We start from the raw sequence: 18171 nt of genomic DNA, 5'->3' as shown, positions 1-18171 counted from the left end.
CTGTGCTTCGGCACGAGGCTACCGGCGCGGCGGCGGCAAGGGCGGGTGGACGTTCGCGGCTGGGATCAGAGCGTGACCCGCTGGGCGGGCGCGAGCCATTCCCGGTCGCCCTCGACCACCGCGAAGGTGCTGTAGAACTGCGGCAGGTTGCGCACCGTCTGGTTGCAGCGGAATTCACCGGGGGCGTGCGGGTCCTCGGCCAGCAGTGCTTCCGCGTACTCCGGCGTCACCTGGATGCGCCAGATCCGGCCCCAGGACTGGAAGACCGGGGCGAGGTCGAGCCGCGCGGTGTCCGGCTGCTGCGCCGCGTCCGGCTGCGCTGCGTCCCCACCCTGCTCGGCGATGGCGTAGGCGGCCAACGCGATGCCGAGTCCGCGCAGATCGGCCAGGTTCTCCCCGACGGTCAGTGCGCCGTTGACGTGTGCGGTCGGCGGCAGCCCGGTCGGCACCAGGGCGTCGTACTGCGCGATGAGCTGCTGGGTCTTGGCGTCGAAGGCGGCGCGGTCCGCGGGTGTCCACCAGTCGTGCAGATTGCCGTCGCCGTCGTAGCGCGAGCCCTGATCGTCGAAGCCGTGCCCGATCTCATGGCCGATGACCGCGCCGATACCGCCGTAGTTCACCGCGGCCTCGGCATCGGAGTCGAAGAACGGGGCCTGCAGGATGGCTGCCGGGAAGACGATCTCATTGCGTGTGGGCTCGTAGTAGGCGTTCACGGTCTGCGGCGGCATGCCCCACTCCGAGCGGTCGACCGGCTCGCCCAGTTTGTCGAACATGCGCCGGGCTTCGAAGGTGTGCACCGCCAGCAGGGATTCGAGGAGTTTGCCGCGGGTCACCACGACGCCGGAGTAATCCTCCCAGGTGTCCGGATAGCCGATCTTGGTGTCGATCTTGTCGAGTTTGGCGACGGCGGCGTCCCGGGTCGGCGGCGACATCCAGCTCGAGGTGCGGAAGTTCTCCCGGTAGGCCGAACGGAGGTTGCCGACGAGATCCTGCACCAGGCGCTTGGATTCGGCCGGGAAGAACTCCGCGACATACAGCTTCCCCAGCGGCATGCCCAGATACGTGTTCAGGACGGTGATGGCCGAACGCCAGCGCTCCGGCCGCTCCCGCTGGCCGTTCACCAGCGTGCTGTAGAAGGCGAAGTTCGCGTCCGCGATGGCTTTCGGCAGGTACTCGGCCCAGGTGCGGACCAGGCTCAGCCGCAGATAGTCCCGCCAGGTCGCGATATCGACTTCGGCCCACAGTCCGGCCGCCGCCGTCACGAACGAGGGCTGGCGCACCACCACCGTGTCGAAGAGTTCGGCGGGCCGCTCGGTCTGCCCGGAAAGCCAGGGGCCCCAGTCGAATTCCGGTCCGAGGGCGATGAGTTCGGCTCGGCTCATCCGGTTGTAGGTGGCCTCCGGATCGCGGGTGCGCACATTGTCCCAGAAACCCGCGGCGATCCGCTGTTCCAGCTCGAACACCCGCCCCGCCATGGCTTTCGGGTCCGCGAAGCCCGCTCCGGCGGCGATGCGCTCCAGATAGGTGCGGTAGCCCGCGAGGATGTCGGCGAATTCCGGCTTCCGATAGTCCTGTTCGGGCAGCCCTAGCCCGGATTGGCTGATGGACGCGATATTCCGGGCCGCGTCCCGGTCGTCGGGGCCGACCGAGAGTCCGATCAGCCCGTCGATGGGCAACTGACCCATCACCAGCGCCAGATCGGGTTTGGAGCGCGCCGCGTCGATGCGGCGCAGCGGATCGGCGAGCGGGGCCATGCCCAGCGCGTCGATCTCGTCGGGGTCCAGGTAGGCGTCGTAGAGGTCGCGGATCTGCTGCTGCGGGGAGCCGTCCGCGGGATTGTGGATCCCGGTCACGATCTCCTTCAGGTGCCGCTGCGTGCGGTCCTCGACCTCGGCGAAGGTGCCGTAGGCGGGTTTGTCGGCGGGCAGTCGGTAGTTCTCCAGCCACTTGCCGTTGACGTAGCGGTAGAGATCGTCCTGTGGCCGCACCCCCGGATCCGATCCGGACATATCCGGCCCCGTCGCCGTGCCGGGCCTATCGGTGGTGCAGGCTGGCAGCAGTGCCAGCGCGGGCGCCAGCCCCAGGGCTTTCAACAGGGTGCGGCGGTCGAGAGCGAACGGCTGCTCCGGCGAACTCACGGGACTCCTCGGTCGGAAGTGCAGATGGATTGCTCGGGTGTTGCTCGGTGTCGAGGCTAGCCGCATGTCCGGGGTGTCGCCCGCAGCCCCGCCCGGGTCGCGCGGGTGCGTCCGCCCCCTGATTTGGGCGCTACCTGGGCGTTGGCTACACTTGAGCGGTTGCCTGCGGGAGCTATGCCCGCACTCCGGCCGCGAACCCACAGTGGTTGATCAACTTCGATCAAGGATATCCACTGGCAGGCGCTGCCCCGCGTACCTCGCGGAGCGGGCCGAACGGCTCAGCTGTGAGGGCAACTGACCATGCCCGTCGGGTCGGCAATCCGGCGTGCATAACGTCCAGGTCTAGGAGGAGCTGAAGTGATTCAGCAGGAGTCGCGGCTGCGCGTCGCCGACAACACGGGTGCCAAGGAAATCCTGTGCATCCGCGTGCTCGGCGGTTCGTCGCGCCGCTATGCCGGTATCGGTGACGTGATCGTCGCCACCGTCAAGGACGCCATCCCCGGCGGCAACGTCAAAAAGGGTGAGGTCGTCAAGGCGGTCATCGTGCGCACCGTCAAGGAGCGTCGTCGCGCCGATGGCTCGTACATCAAGTTCGATGAGAACGCCGCTGTGCTGATCAAGGCGGACAACGATCCGCGCGGCACCCGCATCTTCGGCCCCGTCGGCCGTGAGCTGCGCGAGAAGCGTTTCATGAAGATCGTTTCGCTGGCCCCGGAGGTGCTCTGACCATGAAGGTGCACAAGGGCGACACCGTGCTCGTCGTCTCGGGTAAGGACAAGGGCGCCAAGGGCAAGGTCATCCAGGCCTTCCCGGCGACCGGCAAGGTCCTGGTCGAGGGCGTGAACCGGATCAAGAAGCACGTCGCGAACTCCGCCAACCAGCGCGGTGCCAGCTCGGGCGGCATCGTCACGCAGGAAGCGCCGATCCAGGCCTCCAACGTGATGGTGATCGACTCCGACGGCAACCCGACGCGCGTCGGCTACCGTACCGATGAGAACGGCAAGCGCGTTCGCATCTCCCGTCGCAACGGGAAGGACATCTGATGACCTCCACCGAGAAGACCCAGCCCCGGCTCAAGGCGCGCTACCGCGCCGAGATCAAGGACGCGCTGAACTCCGAGTTCAACTACGACAACGTCATGCAGATCCCCGGCGTGGTCAAGGTCGTCGTGAACATGGGCGTCGGCGACGCCGCCCGGGACGCGAAGCTGATCAACGGTGCGATCCACGACCTGACCCTGATCACGGGTCAGAAGCCGGAGATCCGCAAGGCCACCAAGTCGATCGCGCAGTTCAAGCTGCGTGAGGGCATGCCGATCGGCGCGAAGGTCACCCTGCGCGGCGACCGCATGTGGGAGTTCCTGGACCGCCTGATCTCGATCGCGCTGCCGCGTATCCGCGACTTCCGCGGCCTGTCGCCGAAGCAGTTCGACGGTAACGGCAACTACACCTTCGGTCTCTCGGAACAGTCGATGTTCCACGAGATCGACGTGGACAAGATCGACCGTCCGCGTGGTATGGACATCACCGTGGTGACCACCGCGACCAACAACGAAGAAGGCCGCGCGCTGCTGAAGCACCTCGGCTTCCCGTTCAAGGAGAACTGAGCACATGGCTAAGAAGGCTCTGATCAACAAGGCCAACGCCAAGCCGAAGTTCGCGGTGCGGGCCTACACCCGCTGCCAGCGCTGCGGCCGGCCGCACGCCGTCTACCGCAAGTTCGGCCTGTGCCGCGTGTGCCTGCGCGAAATGGCGCACCGCGGCGAACTGCCGGGCGTGCACAAGAGCTCCTGGTGAGCTGACACACCGACACCGCAGGCCCCCGGCGAGACCCGTCTCGCCGGGGGCCTGCGGCGTTCGTGCTCCACATGCACTGATATCAAGCGACGCAGTGGATTTCGCCTCCCGGTTCGGTGTCCTAGGCGAAGTCGGAGGCGAATTCGCCCGCCGTGATCCCCGGCGGCGGCTCAGGTGCAGAGGTCGGTCGCCTTCTGTTTGGCGTCGAATTACCGGCTCTGGGTTGTCATGAACGCGTTGTCTTCGCTGGCTCCCAGCGTCAACTTGTTCATCTGATCGGCGAATGAGTGTGCGGCGGAGGCATATTCGGTCAGAGCCGTGTGGAGCGCCGACGCGGGGCGATTAGGATCGCTGCGCTTTGCTCGACCGAGTTGCCCGCATCGGTGAGGGCCTGCGCGGCGTCGCGAATCGCGTCGGTCGAGGATTCGCGTCCTGCCTTCTCGTTGGCGCGGCGCTCGAGCATGTTGATCTTCAGCTGAACCTGCAACGCTCCGGTGATGAAGGGGGCCCGGTCCCCGGCATCGGCCATGATCGACATCACCGGACACTGTCCGGGTAGGGCCGTCGTGAGGCCTCGGCGGGTTCAGCTGACGGCTCGAGCATGTCGTGGACAGGAGTCTCGCGTGCGTGACCGGGCGTGATCGAACAGAATCAGGTCCGTGGTGCACAACAATGCGTGGCGGACGCCGGGATCTGGACGGCCGGGAGTGCCTGGAGCGCGGCCGACGCCGCAACCGGGGCCGTTCGAGTATCCGCCGCTCGAGAACATGCCGCATCAGCCGTTCGAGTTTCCGGCGCTGGAGGACCATCGCAATCCGTTCCAGGCGCGGTACACCGAGGTTGGTGCGGTGCCACCACCCCCGCCTCGACGCAACTTCGCCGGGCCGCTATTCGGCGTGATCGGCGTCGTGCTGGTGCTGGCCGCCGTGGTGGTTGCCGGACTGTTCGCCCCGTCGTCGAGCGACGACACCCGCGACACCCCCTCAACCCGCCTGGCACTCTCCGTGCCGCGGACGACCTCGCCGCCGCCGGGCACCATCACAATGCCGCCTCGAACGCCCGCCACCACCGTCGCGGTACTGCCCGGATACCAGGGGGTGGAGGTGTCATCCCGGGGAGTGGCCTACGACGTGCCTGCCGAGTGGACGGTGGACAAGCCGGGCCTCATCCGCGGATTCGAGGGCGACAGCGGTCGCATGTCCGGCACCGGAACCACCGTCGACGGCAAGGACTACTGCGAGTCCTCCACGCGCACCGTCACTTTCGTTCACAGGTCGAGCCAGTCGGATCCGGCGACGGCCGCCGCCGAGGTGGCCCGGCGGGTGGCGGAACTCGGTTTCGAGGGTCCGGAATGGGGCCGCCGGACCTCCGAGGCCACTCCGGTCACCACCCTGAGCGGTATCACCGGGCAGATGGCGGAGACCTCCGGAACCTGGACGCCGAAGAGCGCCGAGTGCGCCAGCACCCGATTCTCGGTGTACACCTTCGCCTTTCCCGGTCCGCAGCACCCAATGCTGGTGCTTACCATCGCCGCCGACCGCGAAGTCGACGGCGAGGTGACCCCGGAGTTGGCGCGCGAGATCTTCGCCAGCGTTCGGCTGATCGAGTAGCGCCCTACCCCATTTCGGGGGTGCTGCGGATGTGACGCAGGTAACTACCGTGATCGCACCCGGCGTGATGAGGCGCCGGGGTTCGCGAGAGAGTGAGACCCACGGTGACGACCATGAAAGACAATCCGCCACCGAGCGAGCCGACGGGTGCGGTGACCACCCCGGTTCGGCGCACCAGCCTGCGACGGGTGGCGGCGGCCAGTTCGATCGGCACCACGATCGAGTTCTACGACTTCTTCATCTACGGCACCGCCGCCGCGCTGGTGTTCCCGACGGTGTTCTTCCCGGCGGCCGATCCGTCGACGGCCACCCTGGCGTCGTTCGCGACCTTCGCGGTCGCCTTCTTCGCCCGGCCGGTCGGCGCGATCCTGTTCGGCCACTTCGGCGATCGCATCGGCCGCAAGCGCACCCTGGTGTGGACGCTGCTCATCATGGGCTTCGCCACCGTCGCCATCGGGCTGCTGCCCGGGTACGACTCCGGGGCCTTCGGGCTGTTCCCCGGCGGCATCGGCATCTGGGCCCCGGTGCTGCTGGTGGCCATGCGCTTTCTGCAGGGTTTCGCGGTCGGCGGTGAATGGGCCGGCGCGACCCTGCTCACCGCGGAGTACGCGCCGCCGGGCAAGCGCGGCCTGTACGCCATGTTCCCGCAGTTGGGTCCCGCCTTCGCGTTCTTCCTGTCCAGCGGCACCTTCCTGATCGCGAGCCGCACCCTCGGCACCACCAGTGACGCCTTCCTGGATTATGGCTGGCGGATTCCGTTCATCCTGTCGTTCGCGCTGGTCGGCGTGGGACTGTGGGTGCGGCTGGCGGTCGCGGAGACACCGGTGTTCCGGGATCGGGTGCGCGAGCCCGCACCGGCCGCGCGCAGCCTGCCCTTCCTGGACGCCGTGCGGTACCAGCCCAAGGAGATCCTGATCGCGGCAGGTGCGCTGACCAGCCTGTTCTCCCTCTTCTACACGGGCACGGCCTTCCTCACCAGCTACGGCGTCGGCACCCTGAAGCTGTCCCGTGACTACATCCTCACCATGGGGATGCTCGCCGCGATCGTCTTCGGCCTGGCCACCGCCGCTTCGGCACTGTGGTCGGATCGGGTGGGCCGCCGCCGCGTCATCATGGTCTCCTGCGCCGTCGCGGTGCCCTGGACCCTGGCGCTCTTCCCGATTCTCGACATCGGCGGCCCGGCCGCCTTCGCCATCGGGCTGTTCGGCACCCTCGCCGTCTTCGGCATCGCCTACGGTCCGGCGGGCGCGCTGCTGCCGGAGATGTTCCAGGCCCGCTACCGCTACACCGGCGCGGGTATGGGCTACAACCTGGCGGGCATTCTGGGCGGCGCGCTGCCACCGCTGATCGCCACCAAACTGCTCGCCGGTCCCGGCTCGTTCTGGGTGGGCGTGCTGTTGGCGGCGCTGTCCGTGGTTAGTGTGCTGTGCACCCGGCTGATCGTGGAGACCAAGGATCGCAGCATCGACGCCTGAGCGCATCGCCCCGGCCCGTGCGGTGTTCGAGACCCATGAGGGGGCGCTCGAGCCCAGGGAACGCCGTAGCCCCTCCCGAGATCGATTCGGGAGGGGCTACGGCGTTCTCCGAAGCCGTCAGTATTGCAACGCGAGTCGCCGCTCTGCATCGGTTGCGCTCCAACGTGAACCATCTGGCAACTGTCCCTCGACGCCGACATCCGCCACGACTGCGGTTGGTCACTCGAGACGAGTCGCTGGTCACTGCGTTGTCGATGTAGCAAGAATCATGAATGAGGTGATCTCGGCGTCTTTCATTCAGGAGGGCATCGGCGAGTGTGATGCGCCTGGGCCGATTCTCGCCGACATGCGGCTGTGTGGCCTGCTTCTACCCCCGGCTCACGAGCCCGGCCGGGGGTGGTGTTGTCGAGTGGGTCGTGTTGCGGCGCGGCCTATTGGCGTAGGTGATCGCCCCGGGCTTGTCCCGGGCGTGGGCCGTGGTGGTTTGTGAGCCACTGCTGCGGGTGGTGGTGCAGGTTCACGCGGGGAGCCCGGGCGGGGTGGATACGGGTCGGGGGTGCCCACACGACACGGCCGGGATATCGCCCGCTACCGACACCGCTGCTATCGACCCCGCTGCCACCGACACTGCGGTTGCTGCTGCCACCGCCGCCGATGCCACTGCTGCTGTTGGCGAGGCGGCTGCCGCTGCCGCGTCCGAGGGTGGCCCAGCCGGTCGGGTCCTCGGCGTCCTCGGGGATCTGGGCGTGGCAGCGGTCGCAGACCAGGGTGAGGTTGTCGATATCGGCGCGGCCACCGCGCAGCCACGGGATCATGTGGTGTACCGCGCACATCGTGGCCGGGGCTTCACAGCCGGGGCGGGTGCAGCCTCGGTCGGCGGCGATACACGCCAGCCGCTGCCACGGCGACGCCAACCGGTATCTGCCGCGCCCCAGGTGCAGCGGTAACCCCTGCCCGTCGAACAGCATCAACAATGGATAGCTGCCCTCGGCCATGCGCAGGGCGTCGGGGACCGACATCACCGAACCCGACGCGGTGTGCGCGTACCCGGACCCGGCTTGCAGATCGGTCAGGCTCAAGGTCAGGACCACCGAGACGGGCACACCCCGATGACTACCGAGGTTCTGCGGGCCACCACCCGCAGCGAGAAACGCCTTGAGCGCGTCATGATTGCGTTGCCCGGCACTACGCCGATCCCGCCGCGCGGCGGCATCGACCGCGTCTTTGTCGAGAGCCCCGGGTCCCATGCGGGGACTGGCGGGGTCTTCGGGATTGCACATGCCCGGGCGTGCCCACTTGGCTAGCACCACATCCAACAGGGCTCGCAACTGTGGGTCGAGCACGCCTTTGATCTCGCTCATGCCATCGACACGCTGCTTGCCCACCAGCAGTTCGCGGCGTCGGGCACGGTCGTCGTCGTTGGTGAGGACCCCGTCGGGGTCCAGACAGGTCAACAGCACCTGCCCGACCTTGGTCACATACTCCGGCGGCATCTGCGTGGCCGCGTGGGCGAGTTGCTGTTCGGCCTCGGCCTTGCGCTCGGCCGGGACCGCGTTCGGCACCCGCTCCATCACCCGCATGATCACCCGCGCGTGCTCGGGCGACACCACCCCTTCGGCTTGCAGGCTCGCGGTGGTCGGCAACAGTGCCGGGGTCGACTCTCCGCAGAACACGCGGGGCCGCAACGGAACCGACGCCCGCACTCGCGCTCCCGCCTCAGCGGCCGACAGGCGCAGCACATCGATCAGATAGCCCCGCATCCCCTTGGCTCCGGCGCGTTCCCACAGATGCCTGCCCTCGACCTCGGCGATCATCCGATGCGACAACGCCGCCATCCGGCACCGCACCGATTCCAATTCCCGCATCACGCCCACGAGATCGGAATCCGAGAACCCGGTCGCGAGCAGGGTGTCCATCGCGGCCGACAACCCGGCCGCGATACCACCGCCTGGCGCGTCCCCCTCCGGATTCATACATTGATTCTATCGCGAATTCCGTTGCGGCAGAATGGTGATAGTCATGTGATATCGACATTTTCAATGTGGTGCCGCGACGGTTTTCCAGTGGGTCGTCGTTGGTCGATCTGGTTGCCTTTCCCGCTGGTCGTCTTCTCCGCGTTGCGGTCGGCGACAGTCGGCGGTCAGTCGAGTGCCGAGTAGTTCGATCTCGGATCTACGTAGGCGGTTCATCGGTAACTGCCAGCCACCCTCCTCACAATTCCCGCGAAGAATCTCCGTTTTCTGCGAATCGACGGAGGGGCCGATCGCACGCCCGCCGATTCACTCGGTCGTGACCGCGACGACCGGTGCGAACGACCCGGTGAACGCCGCGTCCAGCACCGTGTCCGTGCCGACCCGGCGCACTTGGGCCGGTGCTCCGGAGCCGAGCATTCGTGCGGTTCCATCGAGCTGGATGTCGCGCAGCGTCACCGGTCCCGCCGGTCGCCCAAGCAGAATCGCGTACACCCGAGATCCCCTGCGCGTGAACATGACCGGCGTCCCGTCGGCGGTCCGCGCCGAGGAGACCTCCCACGGCCGGGAACCGTCCATCGCCTCGCCGTTCACCCGCAGCCAGGCCCCGATGGCGTCCAGTCGGCGTCGCTGCTCGGGCACGATCTCCCCGGTGCCCGTAGGACCGACGTTCAGCAGCAGCGCCCCTGTGTTCGCGGCGGCCTGCACCAGGCTGGTCAGCAGTTCCTCCGGCGGCGCGTAGTCCGCGTCGGTCTCCTGCCGGTTGTATCCGAACGATCCGCCGATACCGCGGTCCTGCTGCCAGAACTTCTCCTGCACGGTGTCGAACCCGGTGTACTCCGGGGTGCGGAAGTCGCTGTGCGGCACGTCGGGCGGTGTGGTGACCCGCTCGGCCGCGCCCGGCTCGGCCAGCACCCGCCGCATGACCTGGTCGAAGATCCACCGCACGGGGCCGAGTGAGATGACCTCGCGTAGGAACGACGCCGTCTCCCACCGGTCGTTGACCACCCCGTCCGGCACGGTGTTGTAGTAGTCGGCGAACAGCGCGTTGAGCCGCTGCTGCCCGGTCGGCCAGCCGATGTCGTTCCACAGCAGATCGGGTTCGTACCGTTCGATGAGTTCCCGCACCTGCGCCTCGGCGTACTCCGGATAGCCCTCCGCGTAGGGTCCGAACGCATAGTCGCCGAGGGTCTCGACCACCGCCGGATGGAATGTCCAGTCCACGCCGCCCGAGTAGTAGAGCCCGAACCGCATCCCCTGCGCCCGCACCGCCCGCGCGAGTTCCCCCACCAGATCGCGCGTCGAATGGAATTCCGGCGCATGCGGATTCCGCACCGCGGTCGGCCACAGCGAATACCCGTCGGCATATTTGGCTGTCAACACCACATAGGACGCACCGCTCTCCCGAAACGTCCGCGCCCAGGCGTCGGGATCCCACGCGTCCAGCCCACGCTCGAACTCCAGCGCCAGATCCGCATAGTCGGCATCGCCGTACCGCTCCCGATGAAAAGCGGCCGCAGGCGACCCCGGATCCTTGATCTGATTCGCATAGTCCTCCGCATACGGACTCCGCGTCAGCGCATGCCCGTAATCCTCCCGCAGCGTCTCCGCGAACGTCCGCCCCACCGGCGCGAACCCCGGCACCGAATACGGCCCCCAATGCACCATGACCCCGAACTTCGCATCCCGAAACCACCCCGGCAACGGATGCGACCGCACCGACCCCAACGAAGCCTCATACGGCCCCGACGTGCTCATCCGAGCCTTGGCATCATCCCGCCGCCCCCACCACCACGACCCCACCCCGAGCACCGCCGCCACCACGACCGCGCACACGGTGAGCCCGGCGGTCCCGAGCATCGCGTAGCGACCGATGCGACGCGGCAACGACCTGGCCCGCGAACCCTCCCTGTTCATGCCTCGAACGTAGGCGCGCGGCCGACTGCTGTCGTCGTACCACGGGGGGACGCCGATGTAGTCCCTATTACTGAGGAACGATCCACCCCTCGGCGTCGACTACCAGAACGGACTCCTTGGTCAACGCATCGTGGTCGCCGAACTGAATGATGCTGACCGCTTCCGGCCACCGGACCGTTTGAACAGGCTGCCCGCCCCTCGTGAACAGATAGAACTCCGGCGGATAGGATTCATCGAATCCTGCGGAGGTGGGAAGGTTTTCCCAGCAGTACTCCGTCCCGGCGTTCCTGTTCAATTTCCCCGCAGTTGTGCCGGTAGATACCTGTACCATTCTGTCCCACTCGTCGGACCACCCAGCCGCACGAGTCACATCTACCATCAGGAACGGCTCGGCACTGCGGCTGAAATTCGTCAGCTCCGCATTCAGCCGCTCACCGGCTCCAAGTGGCTCGGCCCTGTCGTGCAGGTCGAATGTCGATGTGCAAACGGGCACCGCGAGATCTTCCTGCGGAGTGCTGGAGCAGCCACCGATAAAGATCGCCGCTACAGCAGCCAGTGCGGTTTTTCGAGCCTTCACCATAGCTTCGTCGCCGTTGCCGGAACGCCTCCCTTGGTAATCCGCCTGTTTGCTACTACGGGTGGGCGACTATCCAGCCGTTGCCATCGGAGGAGAGGAGGGAATCTCGCGTCAACGCGCCGTGATCACCGAACTTGAGCTCGCCGACCACATCCGGCCACGGAACTACCTGAACGGGTTCCTTGTTCTTTATGAAGAGATAGTACTCCTGCGGCCGGTATCCTTCGCCGTCGGATTCCGGCAGATTTCTCCAGCAGCTTTCTGTTTCAGCCTTGCTGTTCAGCTTGCCGTCGGTGATATTCGTCCGTACCTCGACGACGCGGTCCCAGTCCTCGGTCCATCCCGCCGCCACGGTGATGTCGCCCAGACGGTAGTTACCCTCTCGATTGCTGAAGTCCTCCAACGCCGCGTTGAAGCGGTCGCTGGAGCCAAGTGATTCGGGAACCTCGAGCAGGTCGAATATCGATTCGCATCTGGGCACCGCAAGGTCTTGCTGTGCCGTTTCGGAGCAGCCGCTCAGCCAAACAATCGCGATAGCCGCGAAAACTCCCATTCTCGTGTTGTGCATCCTCATCACCGTCCCGGGAGCGGTACGTAAGTACCAGGCTTCAGACCCGTGTCCTGCTCGGGATTCCGTTCGGACCACCGGCCCGCGTTCCCGCTACCGGTGTATTTCCGGAGATCGTGTGGCGCGGTCGCGGACATGCGTGGCCAGCGCCCGCATCTTCTCCGGTTCGCGTCGCCGGTCATCCCCACCCGCCTTCGAAACATCCTCGCCCGCAGCCCGATCCGCGGTGCCCCTGGTGACGGGTGAACTTACGCGACCGCGTTGTCGGTCGGCAATCCGTGCGGTCGGGCGATCGTCGCCGGTCAGCCACGTGTCGGATCGACCCCCGGATTTGGCGAGACCAGCGGCGTTGCCTACACTAGACCGGTTGCTCGGGCACATCTGTGTCCGCATGCGTCCGCGTGCGGCGTGTTCCGGGCCGCTGTGAATCATCCGGTCGACATGCTGTCGGCCGGACCGAGCCGAATTGTCGTAGGCCCACGACCGCCCGTGTGACGGTGCTGAATGGGAACCGCGGCGAGAAAGGTAGCGGTCAACCTATGACCATGACTGATCCGATCGCAGACTTCCTCACCCGTCTGCGCAACGCCAACTCGGCGTACCACGATCAGGTGAAGGCCCCGCACTCGAAGCTCAAGGCGAACATCGCCGAGATCCTCAAGCGCGAGGGCTACATCGCCGACTACCGCTCCGAGGATGCGGAGGTCGGTAAGACCCTGATCGTCGACCTGAAGTACGGCCCGAGCCGTGAGCGCTCCCTGCAGGGTGTGCGTCGTGTCTCGAAGCCCGGTCTCCGTGTGTACGCGAAGTCCACCAACCTGCCCAAGGTGCTCGGCGGCCTCGGCGTGGCGATCATCTCCACGTCGTCCGGTCTGCTCACTGACCGTCAGGCCAAGCAGCAGGGCGTGGGCGGCGAAGTCCTCGCCTACGTCTGGTAAGGGAGGTAGGAACAATGTCGCGTATCGGTAAGAAGCCGATCACAGTTCCCGCCGGTGTCGAGGTGACCATCGACGGCCAGCAGGTCACGGTGAAGGGTTCCAAGGGAACTCTCTCGCACGTGGTCGCCGAGCCGATCGTGGTGACCAAGGCCGAGAGCGGTGAGCTCGAGGTGGCCCGCCCGAACGACGAGCGGGAGAACCGCTCGCTGCACGGTCTGACCCGCACCCTGATCAACAACATGATCGTCGGTGTGACCCAGGGCTACGAGAAGAAGATGGAGATCTTCGGCGTCGGTTACCGCGTGCAGGCCAAGGGCTCGAACCTGGAGTTCGCCCTGGGCTACTCGCACCCGGTTCCGGTCGAGGCCCCGGAGGGCATCACCTTCGCGGTCGAGTCGCCCACCAAGTTCTCCGTGTCCGGCATCGACAAGCAGAAGGTCGGCCAGATCGCCGCGGTGATCCACGGTCTGCGCAAGCCCGATCCGTACAAGGGCAAGGGCATCCGCTACGCCGGTGAGGTCGTGCGCCGCAAGGTCGGAAAGACGGGTAAGTAAGCCATGGCACAAACTGACAACCAGAAGGCCCGGCGCAAGCCGGCCGGCACGGATGTTTCGACCGCGCGGCGTCTGTCGAAGACCCGCCGTCACTTCCGTCTGCGCAAGAAGATCGCCGGAACCACCGAGCGTCCGCGTCTCGTGGTGAACCGCTCCTCGCGGCACCTGCACGCCCAGCTGGTGGACGACTCGGCCGGCAAGACCATTGCCGCCGCGTCCACCATCGAGGCCGATGTGCGCGCGTTCGAGGGCGACAAGTCCGCCAAGAGCGCCAAGGTCGGCGAGCTGCTCGCCGCCCGCGCCAAGGCCGCCGGTGTCGAGGCGGTCGTGTTCGACCGTGGTGGTCACGACTACCACGGCCGCATCGCGGCCCTCGCCGATGCCGCTCGCGAAGGTGGGCTGAAGTTCTGATGATCAACACTGTGCACAGTGCAGGCCCCGCCTGCGTGAACGGAAGGACTGTCTGATGCCGGGACGTCAGCGGCGTGACGGCGGCAACGGACCCGCCGGACAGAACAGCAATGACCGCGACAACCGGGGTCGCCGCGGCGACCGCCGGAACGAGCAGGCGGCCGAGAAGACCAACCAGCTCGAGCGCGTCGTCGCCATCAACCGTGTCTCCAAGGTCGTGAAGGGTGGTCGTCGCTTCAGCTTCACCGCCCTCGTGATCGTGGGTGACGGCAACGGTCTGGTCGGCGTCGGCTACGGCAAGGCCAAGGAAGTTCCCGCGGCCATCCAGAAGGGTGTCGAGGAGGCTCGCAAGGGCTTCTTCCGCGTTCCCATGATCGGCTCCACCATCACCCACCCGGTTCAGGGTGAGGCGGCCGCCGGTGTGGTCATGCTGCGTCCGGCTTCGCCCGGTACCGGTGTGATCGCCGGTGGTGCGGCGCGTGCCGTGCTGGAATGCGCCGGCATCCACGACATTCTGGCCAAGTCGCTGGGTAGCGACAACGCCATCAACGTTGTGCACGCGACCGTTGCCGCGCTGAAGATGCTCCAGCGTCCGGAAGAGGTGGCCGCCCGCCGCGGTCTGCCGATCGAGGATGTCGCTCCCGCGGGCATGCTGCGTGCGCGTGCCGGACAGGGAGTCTGACATGGCTGAGCTCAAGGTGACCCAGATCAAGTCGAGCATCGGCGCCAAGGCGAATCAGCGCGAGTCGCTTCGCACCCTCGGGCTGCGCGGTATCCGCAAGTCCGTGGTTCGCGAGGACAACCCGCAGAACCGTGGCCTGATCAATGCCGTGCGCCACCTCGTTCAGGTTGAGGAGGTTTAAGGCATGACCATCAAGTTGCACCACCTGCGTCCTGCCCCGGGAGCCAAGACCGAGAAGACCCGTGTGGGTCGCGGTGAGGCGTCCAAGGGTAAGACCGCGGGCCGCGGTACCAAGGGTACGAAGGCTCGCAAGAATGTTCCCGTCCGCTTCGAGGGCGGGCAGATGCCGATCCACATGCGTCTGCCCAAGCTGAAGGGCTTCACCAACCCGTTCCGCACCGAGTACCAGGTCGTGAACGTCGGTGATATCGCCGCGAAGTTCCCCCAGGGCGGCGAGATCGGCAAGGCCGAGCTGGTCGCCGCGGGCCTCGTTCGCAAGAACGAGCTCGTGAAGGTGCTCGGCGAGGGCGAAATCGGTGTGGCCGTTCAGGTTTCCGCCGACAAGTTCTCCGGCTCCGCCAAGGAGAAGATCACCGCGGCCGGTGGCACTGCCACCGAGCTGGCCTGACGGTAGGCTGAAAACACAGCGGCACCGGACGAGTGGAGAGCTCGTCCGGTGCCACTGTTAAAGTTCAAGTGTTGTCTGCCAACACCGTCATGGGGATCGGCGTTTCCCGCAATCGCTGAAGCCATGGCCTGACCCATGTCGTTAGCCAGGAGGATCTGTGCTTTCCGCCTTCGTGTCGGCTTTCCGGACCCCGGACTTACGGCGGAAGATTCTCTTCACGCTGGGCCTCGTCGCGCTCTACCGCGTCGGTGCCGCGCTGCCTTCACCGGGCGTCGACTACCAGAACATCCAGAAGTGTGTGGATCTGGTCTCCGGTGGTGATTCCGCCGGTATCTACCAGCTCATCAACCTCTTCTCCGGCGGCGCGCTGCTGCAGCTGTCCGTGTTCGCGATCGGCATCATGCCGTACATCACCGCGAGCATCATCATCCAGCTGCTGACCGTCGTCATTCCGCGGTTCGAGGAACTGCGCAAAGAAGGCCAAGCGGGTCAGACGAAGATGACCCAGTACACCCGGTACCTGTCGATCGCGCTGGCGGTCCTGCAGGCGACGGGTCTGGTGGCGCTCGCAGCGCGCGGACAGCTGCTGCGCGGGTGCCCCGACGACATCCTGGCCGATACCTCCATCTTCGGCATGATCATCATCGTGCTGGTCATGACCGCCGGTGCGGCGCTGGTCATGTGGTTCGGTGAGCAGATCACCGAAAAGGGCGTCGGCAACGGTATGTCGCTGCTCATCTTCGCCGGTATCGCGGCGCGCATCCCGGCCGAGGGCAAGATGATCTGGGACAGCGGGTCCCACATGAAGTTCGCCCTGGTCGTGCTGGCCGCCTTCGCGGTCATCGTCGCCGTCATCTTCGTCGAGCAGGGTCAGCGCCGGATTCCGGTGCAGTACGCCAAGCGCGTGGTGGGCCGCAAGATGTACGGCGGTTCGTCGACCTATCTGCCGTTGAAGGTCAACCAGGCCGGTGTGATCCCGGTGATTTTCGCGTCCTCGCTGCTGTACCTGCCGAACCTGGTGGCGCAGCTGACGCAGGACACCTCCGGTGATCCCGCCTGGTGGCAGGAGCAGATCCAGAAGTATCTGGTCAATCCGAGCAATCCGGTGTACGTGACGATCTACTTCGCGCTGATCGTGTTCTTCACCTACTTCTACGTCGCGATCACCTTCAATCCGGAGGAGCGCGCGGACGAGATGAAGAAATTCGGCGGCTTCATTCCGGGTTACCGCCCGGGCAAGCCGACCGCGGATTATCTGAACTTCGTGCTCAGCCGCATCACCCTGCCGGGCTCCATCTACCTCGGCGCGGTGGCGGTGCTGCCGAATGTCTTCCTCAATATGGGCAATAACACCGGTGTGCAGAACTTGCCGTTCGGCGGTACTGCGGTGCTGATCATCGTGTCCGTCGGCCTCGATACGGTCAAGCAGATCGAGAGCCAGCTGATGAATCGAAATTACGAAGGGTTCCTCAAGTGAGAGTTGTTCTGCTCGGACCGCCGGGGGCTGGCAAGGGTACGCAGGCCGTTCTGCTGTCGGAAAAGCTGGGTGTGCCGCACATCTCCACCGGGGATCTCTTCCGCGCCAACATCAGCCAGCAGACCGCGCTGGGCCGCGAAGCGCAGAAGTACATGGACGCCGGGAACCTGGTTCCCAGCGATGTCACCAATCGCATGGTCGAGGCCCGCATCGCCGAGCCGGACGCGGTGAACGGCTTCGTGCTGGACGGCTACCCGCGCACCGTCGATCAGGCGGAGGCGCTGGAGAAGATGCTGACCCAGGCCGACAAGAAGCTGGACGCGGTGCTCTGCTTCGTGGTCGCCGAGGACGTGGTGGTGGAGCGCATGCTCGCCCGCGGCCGCGACGACGACAACGAGGAGACCATCCGCAACCGGATGCGCGTCTACCGCGAGGAGACCGAGCCGCTGCTCGAGCATTACGACGGGCTGGTGGTGACGGTGGAGGGCGTCGGCGAGATCGACGACGTGAACGCACGGGCGCTCAAAGCGCTGGGTCGCTGAATGGTCTTCGGGCGCAAGCACAAGAAGGTGGTGCCGTTCCGCACCGCCGGTGAACTGGACGCCATGGCGGCGGCCGGCGCTGTCGTCGGCCGCGCCCTGGTGGCGGTGCGTAACGCCGCCAAGCCCGGGGTCTCCACCCTGGAGCTGGACGAGGTGGCCGAGCAGGTGATCCGCGAGGCCGGGGCGATCCCGTCGTTCAAGGGTTACCACGGCTTCCCCGGCTCCATCTGTTCATCGGTGAACGACCGGGTGGTGCACGGCATCCCGTCGACCGAGGATGTGCTGGCCGAGGGTGATCTGGTGTCCATCGACTGCGGTGCGATCCTCGACGGCTGGCACGGCGATTCGGCGTGGACCTTCGGTGTCGGCAGCCTCATCGAGGCCGACCGGCTGCTGAGCGAGGCCACCAAGATGTCCATGGAGGCCGGGATCGCCGCCATGGTGGCGGGCAACCGCCTCACCGACGTTTCGCACGCCATCGAACTCGGTACCCGCGCCGCCGAGGCCGAACACGGCCGCGCCTATGGCATCGTCGACGGCTACGGCGGCCACGCCATCGGCCGCGAAATGCATATGGACCCGTTCCTCCCCAACGAGGGCAAGCCCGGTAAGGGTCCGCAGTTGGTGGTCGGTTCGGTCCTGGCCATCGAGCCCATGCTCACCCTCGGCACCACGGAAACCAAGACCCTGGAAGACGACTGGACCGTGGTCACCACCGACGGCTCCCGCGCCGCCCACTGGGAGCACACGGTCGCCGTCACCGAGGACGGCCCCCGCATCCTGACTCTGCGCCCGGAGTAATCCCCACGGCTATTCGTGCCGCCTCGTGTCGAGGTGGCCCGTCTCTGCGGTGGATCCCAGGCACCAGGCGTTCCTACCGGTGGTAGC

General features: G+C 66.4%; 21 protein-coding genes. 15 read left to right on the top strand and 6 right to left on the bottom strand.

Going from position 1 to position 18171, the window contains the following annotated elements; all coding sequences use genetic code 11:
* Positions 1-65: 65 nt before the first annotated feature.
* Positions 66-2138, bottom strand: a complete 2073-nt coding sequence (locus tag QJS31_RS10385; RefSeq protein ID WP_306356536.1) for a M13 family metallopeptidase — start codon at positions 2136-2138, stop codon at positions 66-68.
* 357 nt (positions 2139-2495) lie between these two features.
* On the opposite strand from QJS31_RS10385, the gene rplN reads away from it, so the two are divergent.
* The 4 genes from rplN to QJS31_RS10365 are packed head-to-tail and all read left to right on the top strand — an operon-like array spanning position 2496 to position 3934.
* Positions 2496-2864 carry a 50S ribosomal protein L14 gene (gene rplN / locus QJS31_RS10380; RefSeq protein ID WP_029923634.1) on the top strand — a complete coding sequence of 123 codons (369 nt, stop codon included), beginning with the start codon at positions 2496-2498 and terminating at the stop codon, positions 2862-2864.
* A gap of 2 nt (positions 2865-2866) precedes the next feature.
* Positions 2867-3181, top strand: a complete 315-nt coding sequence (gene rplX / locus QJS31_RS10375) for a 50S ribosomal protein L24 (protein WP_029923635.1) — start codon at positions 2867-2869, stop codon at positions 3179-3181.
* Positions 3181-3744: a 50S ribosomal protein L5 gene (rplE, locus tag QJS31_RS10370; RefSeq protein WP_029923636.1), complete on the top strand. Its 564-nt coding sequence runs from the start codon at positions 3181-3183 to the stop codon at positions 3742-3744. Before rplX ends, rplE begins: the two co-directional genes overlap by 1 nt.
* A 4-nt stretch (positions 3745-3748) precedes the next feature.
* Positions 3749-3934 (top strand): type Z 30S ribosomal protein S14, encoded by a 186-nt coding sequence (locus tag QJS31_RS10365; protein WP_029923637.1) that lies wholly within the window; start codon positions 3749-3751, stop codon positions 3932-3934.
* A gap of 310 nt (positions 3935-4244) precedes the next feature.
* Here the strand turns inward: QJS31_RS10365 and QJS31_RS10360 are convergent, their stop codons facing one another.
* Positions 4245-4472 carry a hypothetical protein gene (locus tag QJS31_RS10360; protein ID WP_306356535.1) on the bottom strand — a complete coding sequence of 76 codons (228 nt, stop codon included), beginning with the start codon at positions 4470-4472 and terminating at the stop codon, positions 4245-4247.
* A 121-nt stretch (positions 4473-4593) separates the two neighbouring features.
* On the opposite strand from QJS31_RS10360, the gene QJS31_RS10355 reads away from it, so the two are divergent.
* On the top strand, positions 4594-5544 hold the full coding sequence (locus tag QJS31_RS10355; RefSeq protein WP_306356534.1) for a hypothetical protein: 951 nt from the start codon (positions 4594-4596) through the stop codon (positions 5542-5544).
* Between the two features lie 113 nt (positions 5545-5657).
* Positions 5658-7019, top strand: coding sequence for an MFS transporter (locus QJS31_RS10350; protein ID WP_282777844.1), 1362 nt, complete (start codon positions 5658-5660; stop codon positions 7017-7019).
* Between the two features lie 431 nt (positions 7020-7450).
* Here the strand turns inward: QJS31_RS10350 and QJS31_RS10345 are convergent, their stop codons facing one another.
* From QJS31_RS10345 to QJS31_RS10330, 4 genes are all read right to left on the bottom strand, one after another.
* On the bottom strand, positions 7451-8992 hold the full coding sequence (locus tag QJS31_RS10345) for an HNH endonuclease signature motif containing protein (protein ID WP_306356533.1): 1542 nt from the start codon (positions 8990-8992) through the stop codon (positions 7451-7453).
* Between the two features lie 306 nt (positions 8993-9298).
* On the bottom strand, positions 9299-10906 hold the full coding sequence (locus tag QJS31_RS10340; RefSeq protein ID WP_306356532.1) for an alpha-L-fucosidase: 1608 nt from the start codon (positions 10904-10906) through the stop codon (positions 9299-9301).
* A gap of 67 nt (positions 10907-10973) precedes the next feature.
* Positions 10974-11486 carry a hypothetical protein gene (locus QJS31_RS10335; RefSeq protein ID WP_282777850.1) on the bottom strand — a complete coding sequence of 171 codons (513 nt, stop codon included), beginning with the start codon at positions 11484-11486 and terminating at the stop codon, positions 10974-10976.
* Between the two features lie 52 nt (positions 11487-11538).
* Positions 11539-12051 (bottom strand): hypothetical protein, encoded by a 513-nt coding sequence (locus tag QJS31_RS10330; protein ID WP_282777852.1) that lies wholly within the window; start codon positions 12049-12051, stop codon positions 11539-11541.
* 539 nt (positions 12052-12590) lie between these two features.
* On the opposite strand from QJS31_RS10330, the gene rpsH reads away from it, so the two are divergent.
* The 9 genes from rpsH (at position 12591) to map (ending at position 18084) form a co-directional block, all read left to right on the top strand.
* Positions 12591-12989, top strand: a complete 399-nt coding sequence (gene rpsH, locus QJS31_RS10325; RefSeq protein ID WP_029923644.1) for a 30S ribosomal protein S8 — start codon at positions 12591-12593, stop codon at positions 12987-12989.
* A gap of 14 nt (positions 12990-13003) precedes the next feature.
* The gene (gene rplF, locus QJS31_RS10320) at positions 13004-13543 is read left to right on the top strand and encodes a 50S ribosomal protein L6 (protein ID WP_282777855.1); all 540 of its coding nucleotides are present in this window, start codon (positions 13004-13006) and stop codon (positions 13541-13543) included.
* Positions 13544-13546: 3 nt separating this feature from the next.
* A complete protein-coding gene (rplR, locus tag QJS31_RS10315; protein WP_029923646.1) occupies positions 13547-13954 on the top strand; it encodes a 50S ribosomal protein L18 in 408 nt (135 codons plus the stop codon).
* Positions 13955-14009: 55 nt separating this feature from the next.
* Entirely contained in the window at positions 14010-14636 is a 627-nt protein-coding gene (gene rpsE / locus QJS31_RS10310; protein ID WP_029923647.1) for a 30S ribosomal protein S5, read from the top strand.
* 1 nt (position 14637) lies between these two features.
* Positions 14638-14817, top strand: a complete 180-nt coding sequence (gene rpmD, locus QJS31_RS10305; RefSeq protein ID WP_029923648.1) for a 50S ribosomal protein L30 — start codon at positions 14638-14640, stop codon at positions 14815-14817.
* Between the two features lie 3 nt (positions 14818-14820).
* On the top strand, positions 14821-15264 hold the full coding sequence (gene rplO, locus QJS31_RS10300; RefSeq protein WP_029923649.1) for a 50S ribosomal protein L15: 444 nt from the start codon (positions 14821-14823) through the stop codon (positions 15262-15264).
* Positions 15265-15421: 157 nt separating this feature from the next.
* Positions 15422-16741, top strand: coding sequence for a preprotein translocase subunit SecY (gene secY, locus QJS31_RS10295; protein WP_282777859.1), 1320 nt, complete (start codon positions 15422-15424; stop codon positions 16739-16741).
* Positions 16738-17283, top strand: coding sequence for an adenylate kinase (locus QJS31_RS10290; RefSeq protein ID WP_282777861.1), 546 nt, complete (start codon positions 16738-16740; stop codon positions 17281-17283). Before secY ends, QJS31_RS10290 begins: the two co-directional genes overlap by 4 nt.
* Positions 17284-18084 carry a type I methionyl aminopeptidase gene (gene map, locus QJS31_RS10285; protein ID WP_282777863.1) on the top strand — a complete coding sequence of 267 codons (801 nt, stop codon included), beginning with the start codon at positions 17284-17286 and terminating at the stop codon, positions 18082-18084.
* The last annotated feature ends 87 nt before the right edge of the window (positions 18085-18171 follow it).

Origin of the sequence: Nocardia sp. CC213A (assembly GCF_030766805.1) — a bacterium.
Taxonomy (GTDB): Bacteria; Actinomycetota; Actinomycetes; order Mycobacteriales; family Mycobacteriaceae; genus Nocardia; species Nocardia otitidiscaviarum.
Note: the sequence above shows the minus strand (reverse complement) of the source record. Positions and strands in the feature narration are given on the sequence as shown.

What these genes read in the sequence shown, in the direction of transcription:
- rplX (WP_029923635.1), top strand. Translation starts at nt 2,867, where the DNA reads ATGAAGGTGCACAAGGGCGACACCGTGCTCGTCGTCTCGGGTAAGGAC.
- rplE (WP_029923636.1), top strand. Translation starts at nt 3,181, where the DNA reads ATGACCTCCACCGAGAAGACCCAGCCCCGGCTCAAGGCGCGCTACCGC.
- QJS31_RS10365 (WP_029923637.1), top strand. Translation starts at nt 3,749, where the DNA reads ATGGCTAAGAAGGCTCTGATCAACAAGGCCAACGCCAAGCCGAAGTTC.
- QJS31_RS10360 (WP_306356535.1), bottom strand. Translation starts at nt 4,472, where the DNA reads ATGTCGATCATGGCCGATGCCGGGGACCGGGCCCCCTTCATCACCGGA.
- QJS31_RS10350 (WP_282777844.1), top strand. Translation starts at nt 5,658, where the DNA reads ATGAAAGACAATCCGCCACCGAGCGAGCCGACGGGTGCGGTGACCACC.
- QJS31_RS10345 (WP_306356533.1), bottom strand. Translation starts at nt 8,992, where the DNA reads ATGAATCCGGAGGGGGACGCGCCAGGCGGTGGTATCGCGGCCGGGTTG.
- QJS31_RS10340 (WP_306356532.1), bottom strand. Translation starts at nt 10,906, where the DNA reads ATGAACAGGGAGGGTTCGCGGGCCAGGTCGTTGCCGCGTCGCATCGGT.
- QJS31_RS10335 (WP_282777850.1), bottom strand. Translation starts at nt 11,486, where the DNA reads ATGGTGAAGGCTCGAAAAACCGCACTGGCTGCTGTAGCGGCGATCTTT.
- QJS31_RS10330 (WP_282777852.1), bottom strand. Translation starts at nt 12,051, where the DNA reads ATGCACAACACGAGAATGGGAGTTTTCGCGGCTATCGCGATTGTTTGG.
- rpsH (WP_029923644.1), top strand. Translation starts at nt 12,591, where the DNA reads ATGACCATGACTGATCCGATCGCAGACTTCCTCACCCGTCTGCGCAAC.
- rplF (WP_282777855.1), top strand. Translation starts at nt 13,004, where the DNA reads ATGTCGCGTATCGGTAAGAAGCCGATCACAGTTCCCGCCGGTGTCGAG.
- rplR (WP_029923646.1), top strand. Translation starts at nt 13,547, where the DNA reads ATGGCACAAACTGACAACCAGAAGGCCCGGCGCAAGCCGGCCGGCACG.
- rpsE (WP_029923647.1), top strand. Translation starts at nt 14,010, where the DNA reads ATGCCGGGACGTCAGCGGCGTGACGGCGGCAACGGACCCGCCGGACAG.
- rpmD (WP_029923648.1), top strand. Translation starts at nt 14,638, where the DNA reads ATGGCTGAGCTCAAGGTGACCCAGATCAAGTCGAGCATCGGCGCCAAG.
- rplO (WP_029923649.1), top strand. Translation starts at nt 14,821, where the DNA reads ATGACCATCAAGTTGCACCACCTGCGTCCTGCCCCGGGAGCCAAGACC.
- map (WP_282777863.1), top strand. Translation starts at nt 17,284, where the DNA reads ATGGTCTTCGGGCGCAAGCACAAGAAGGTGGTGCCGTTCCGCACCGCC.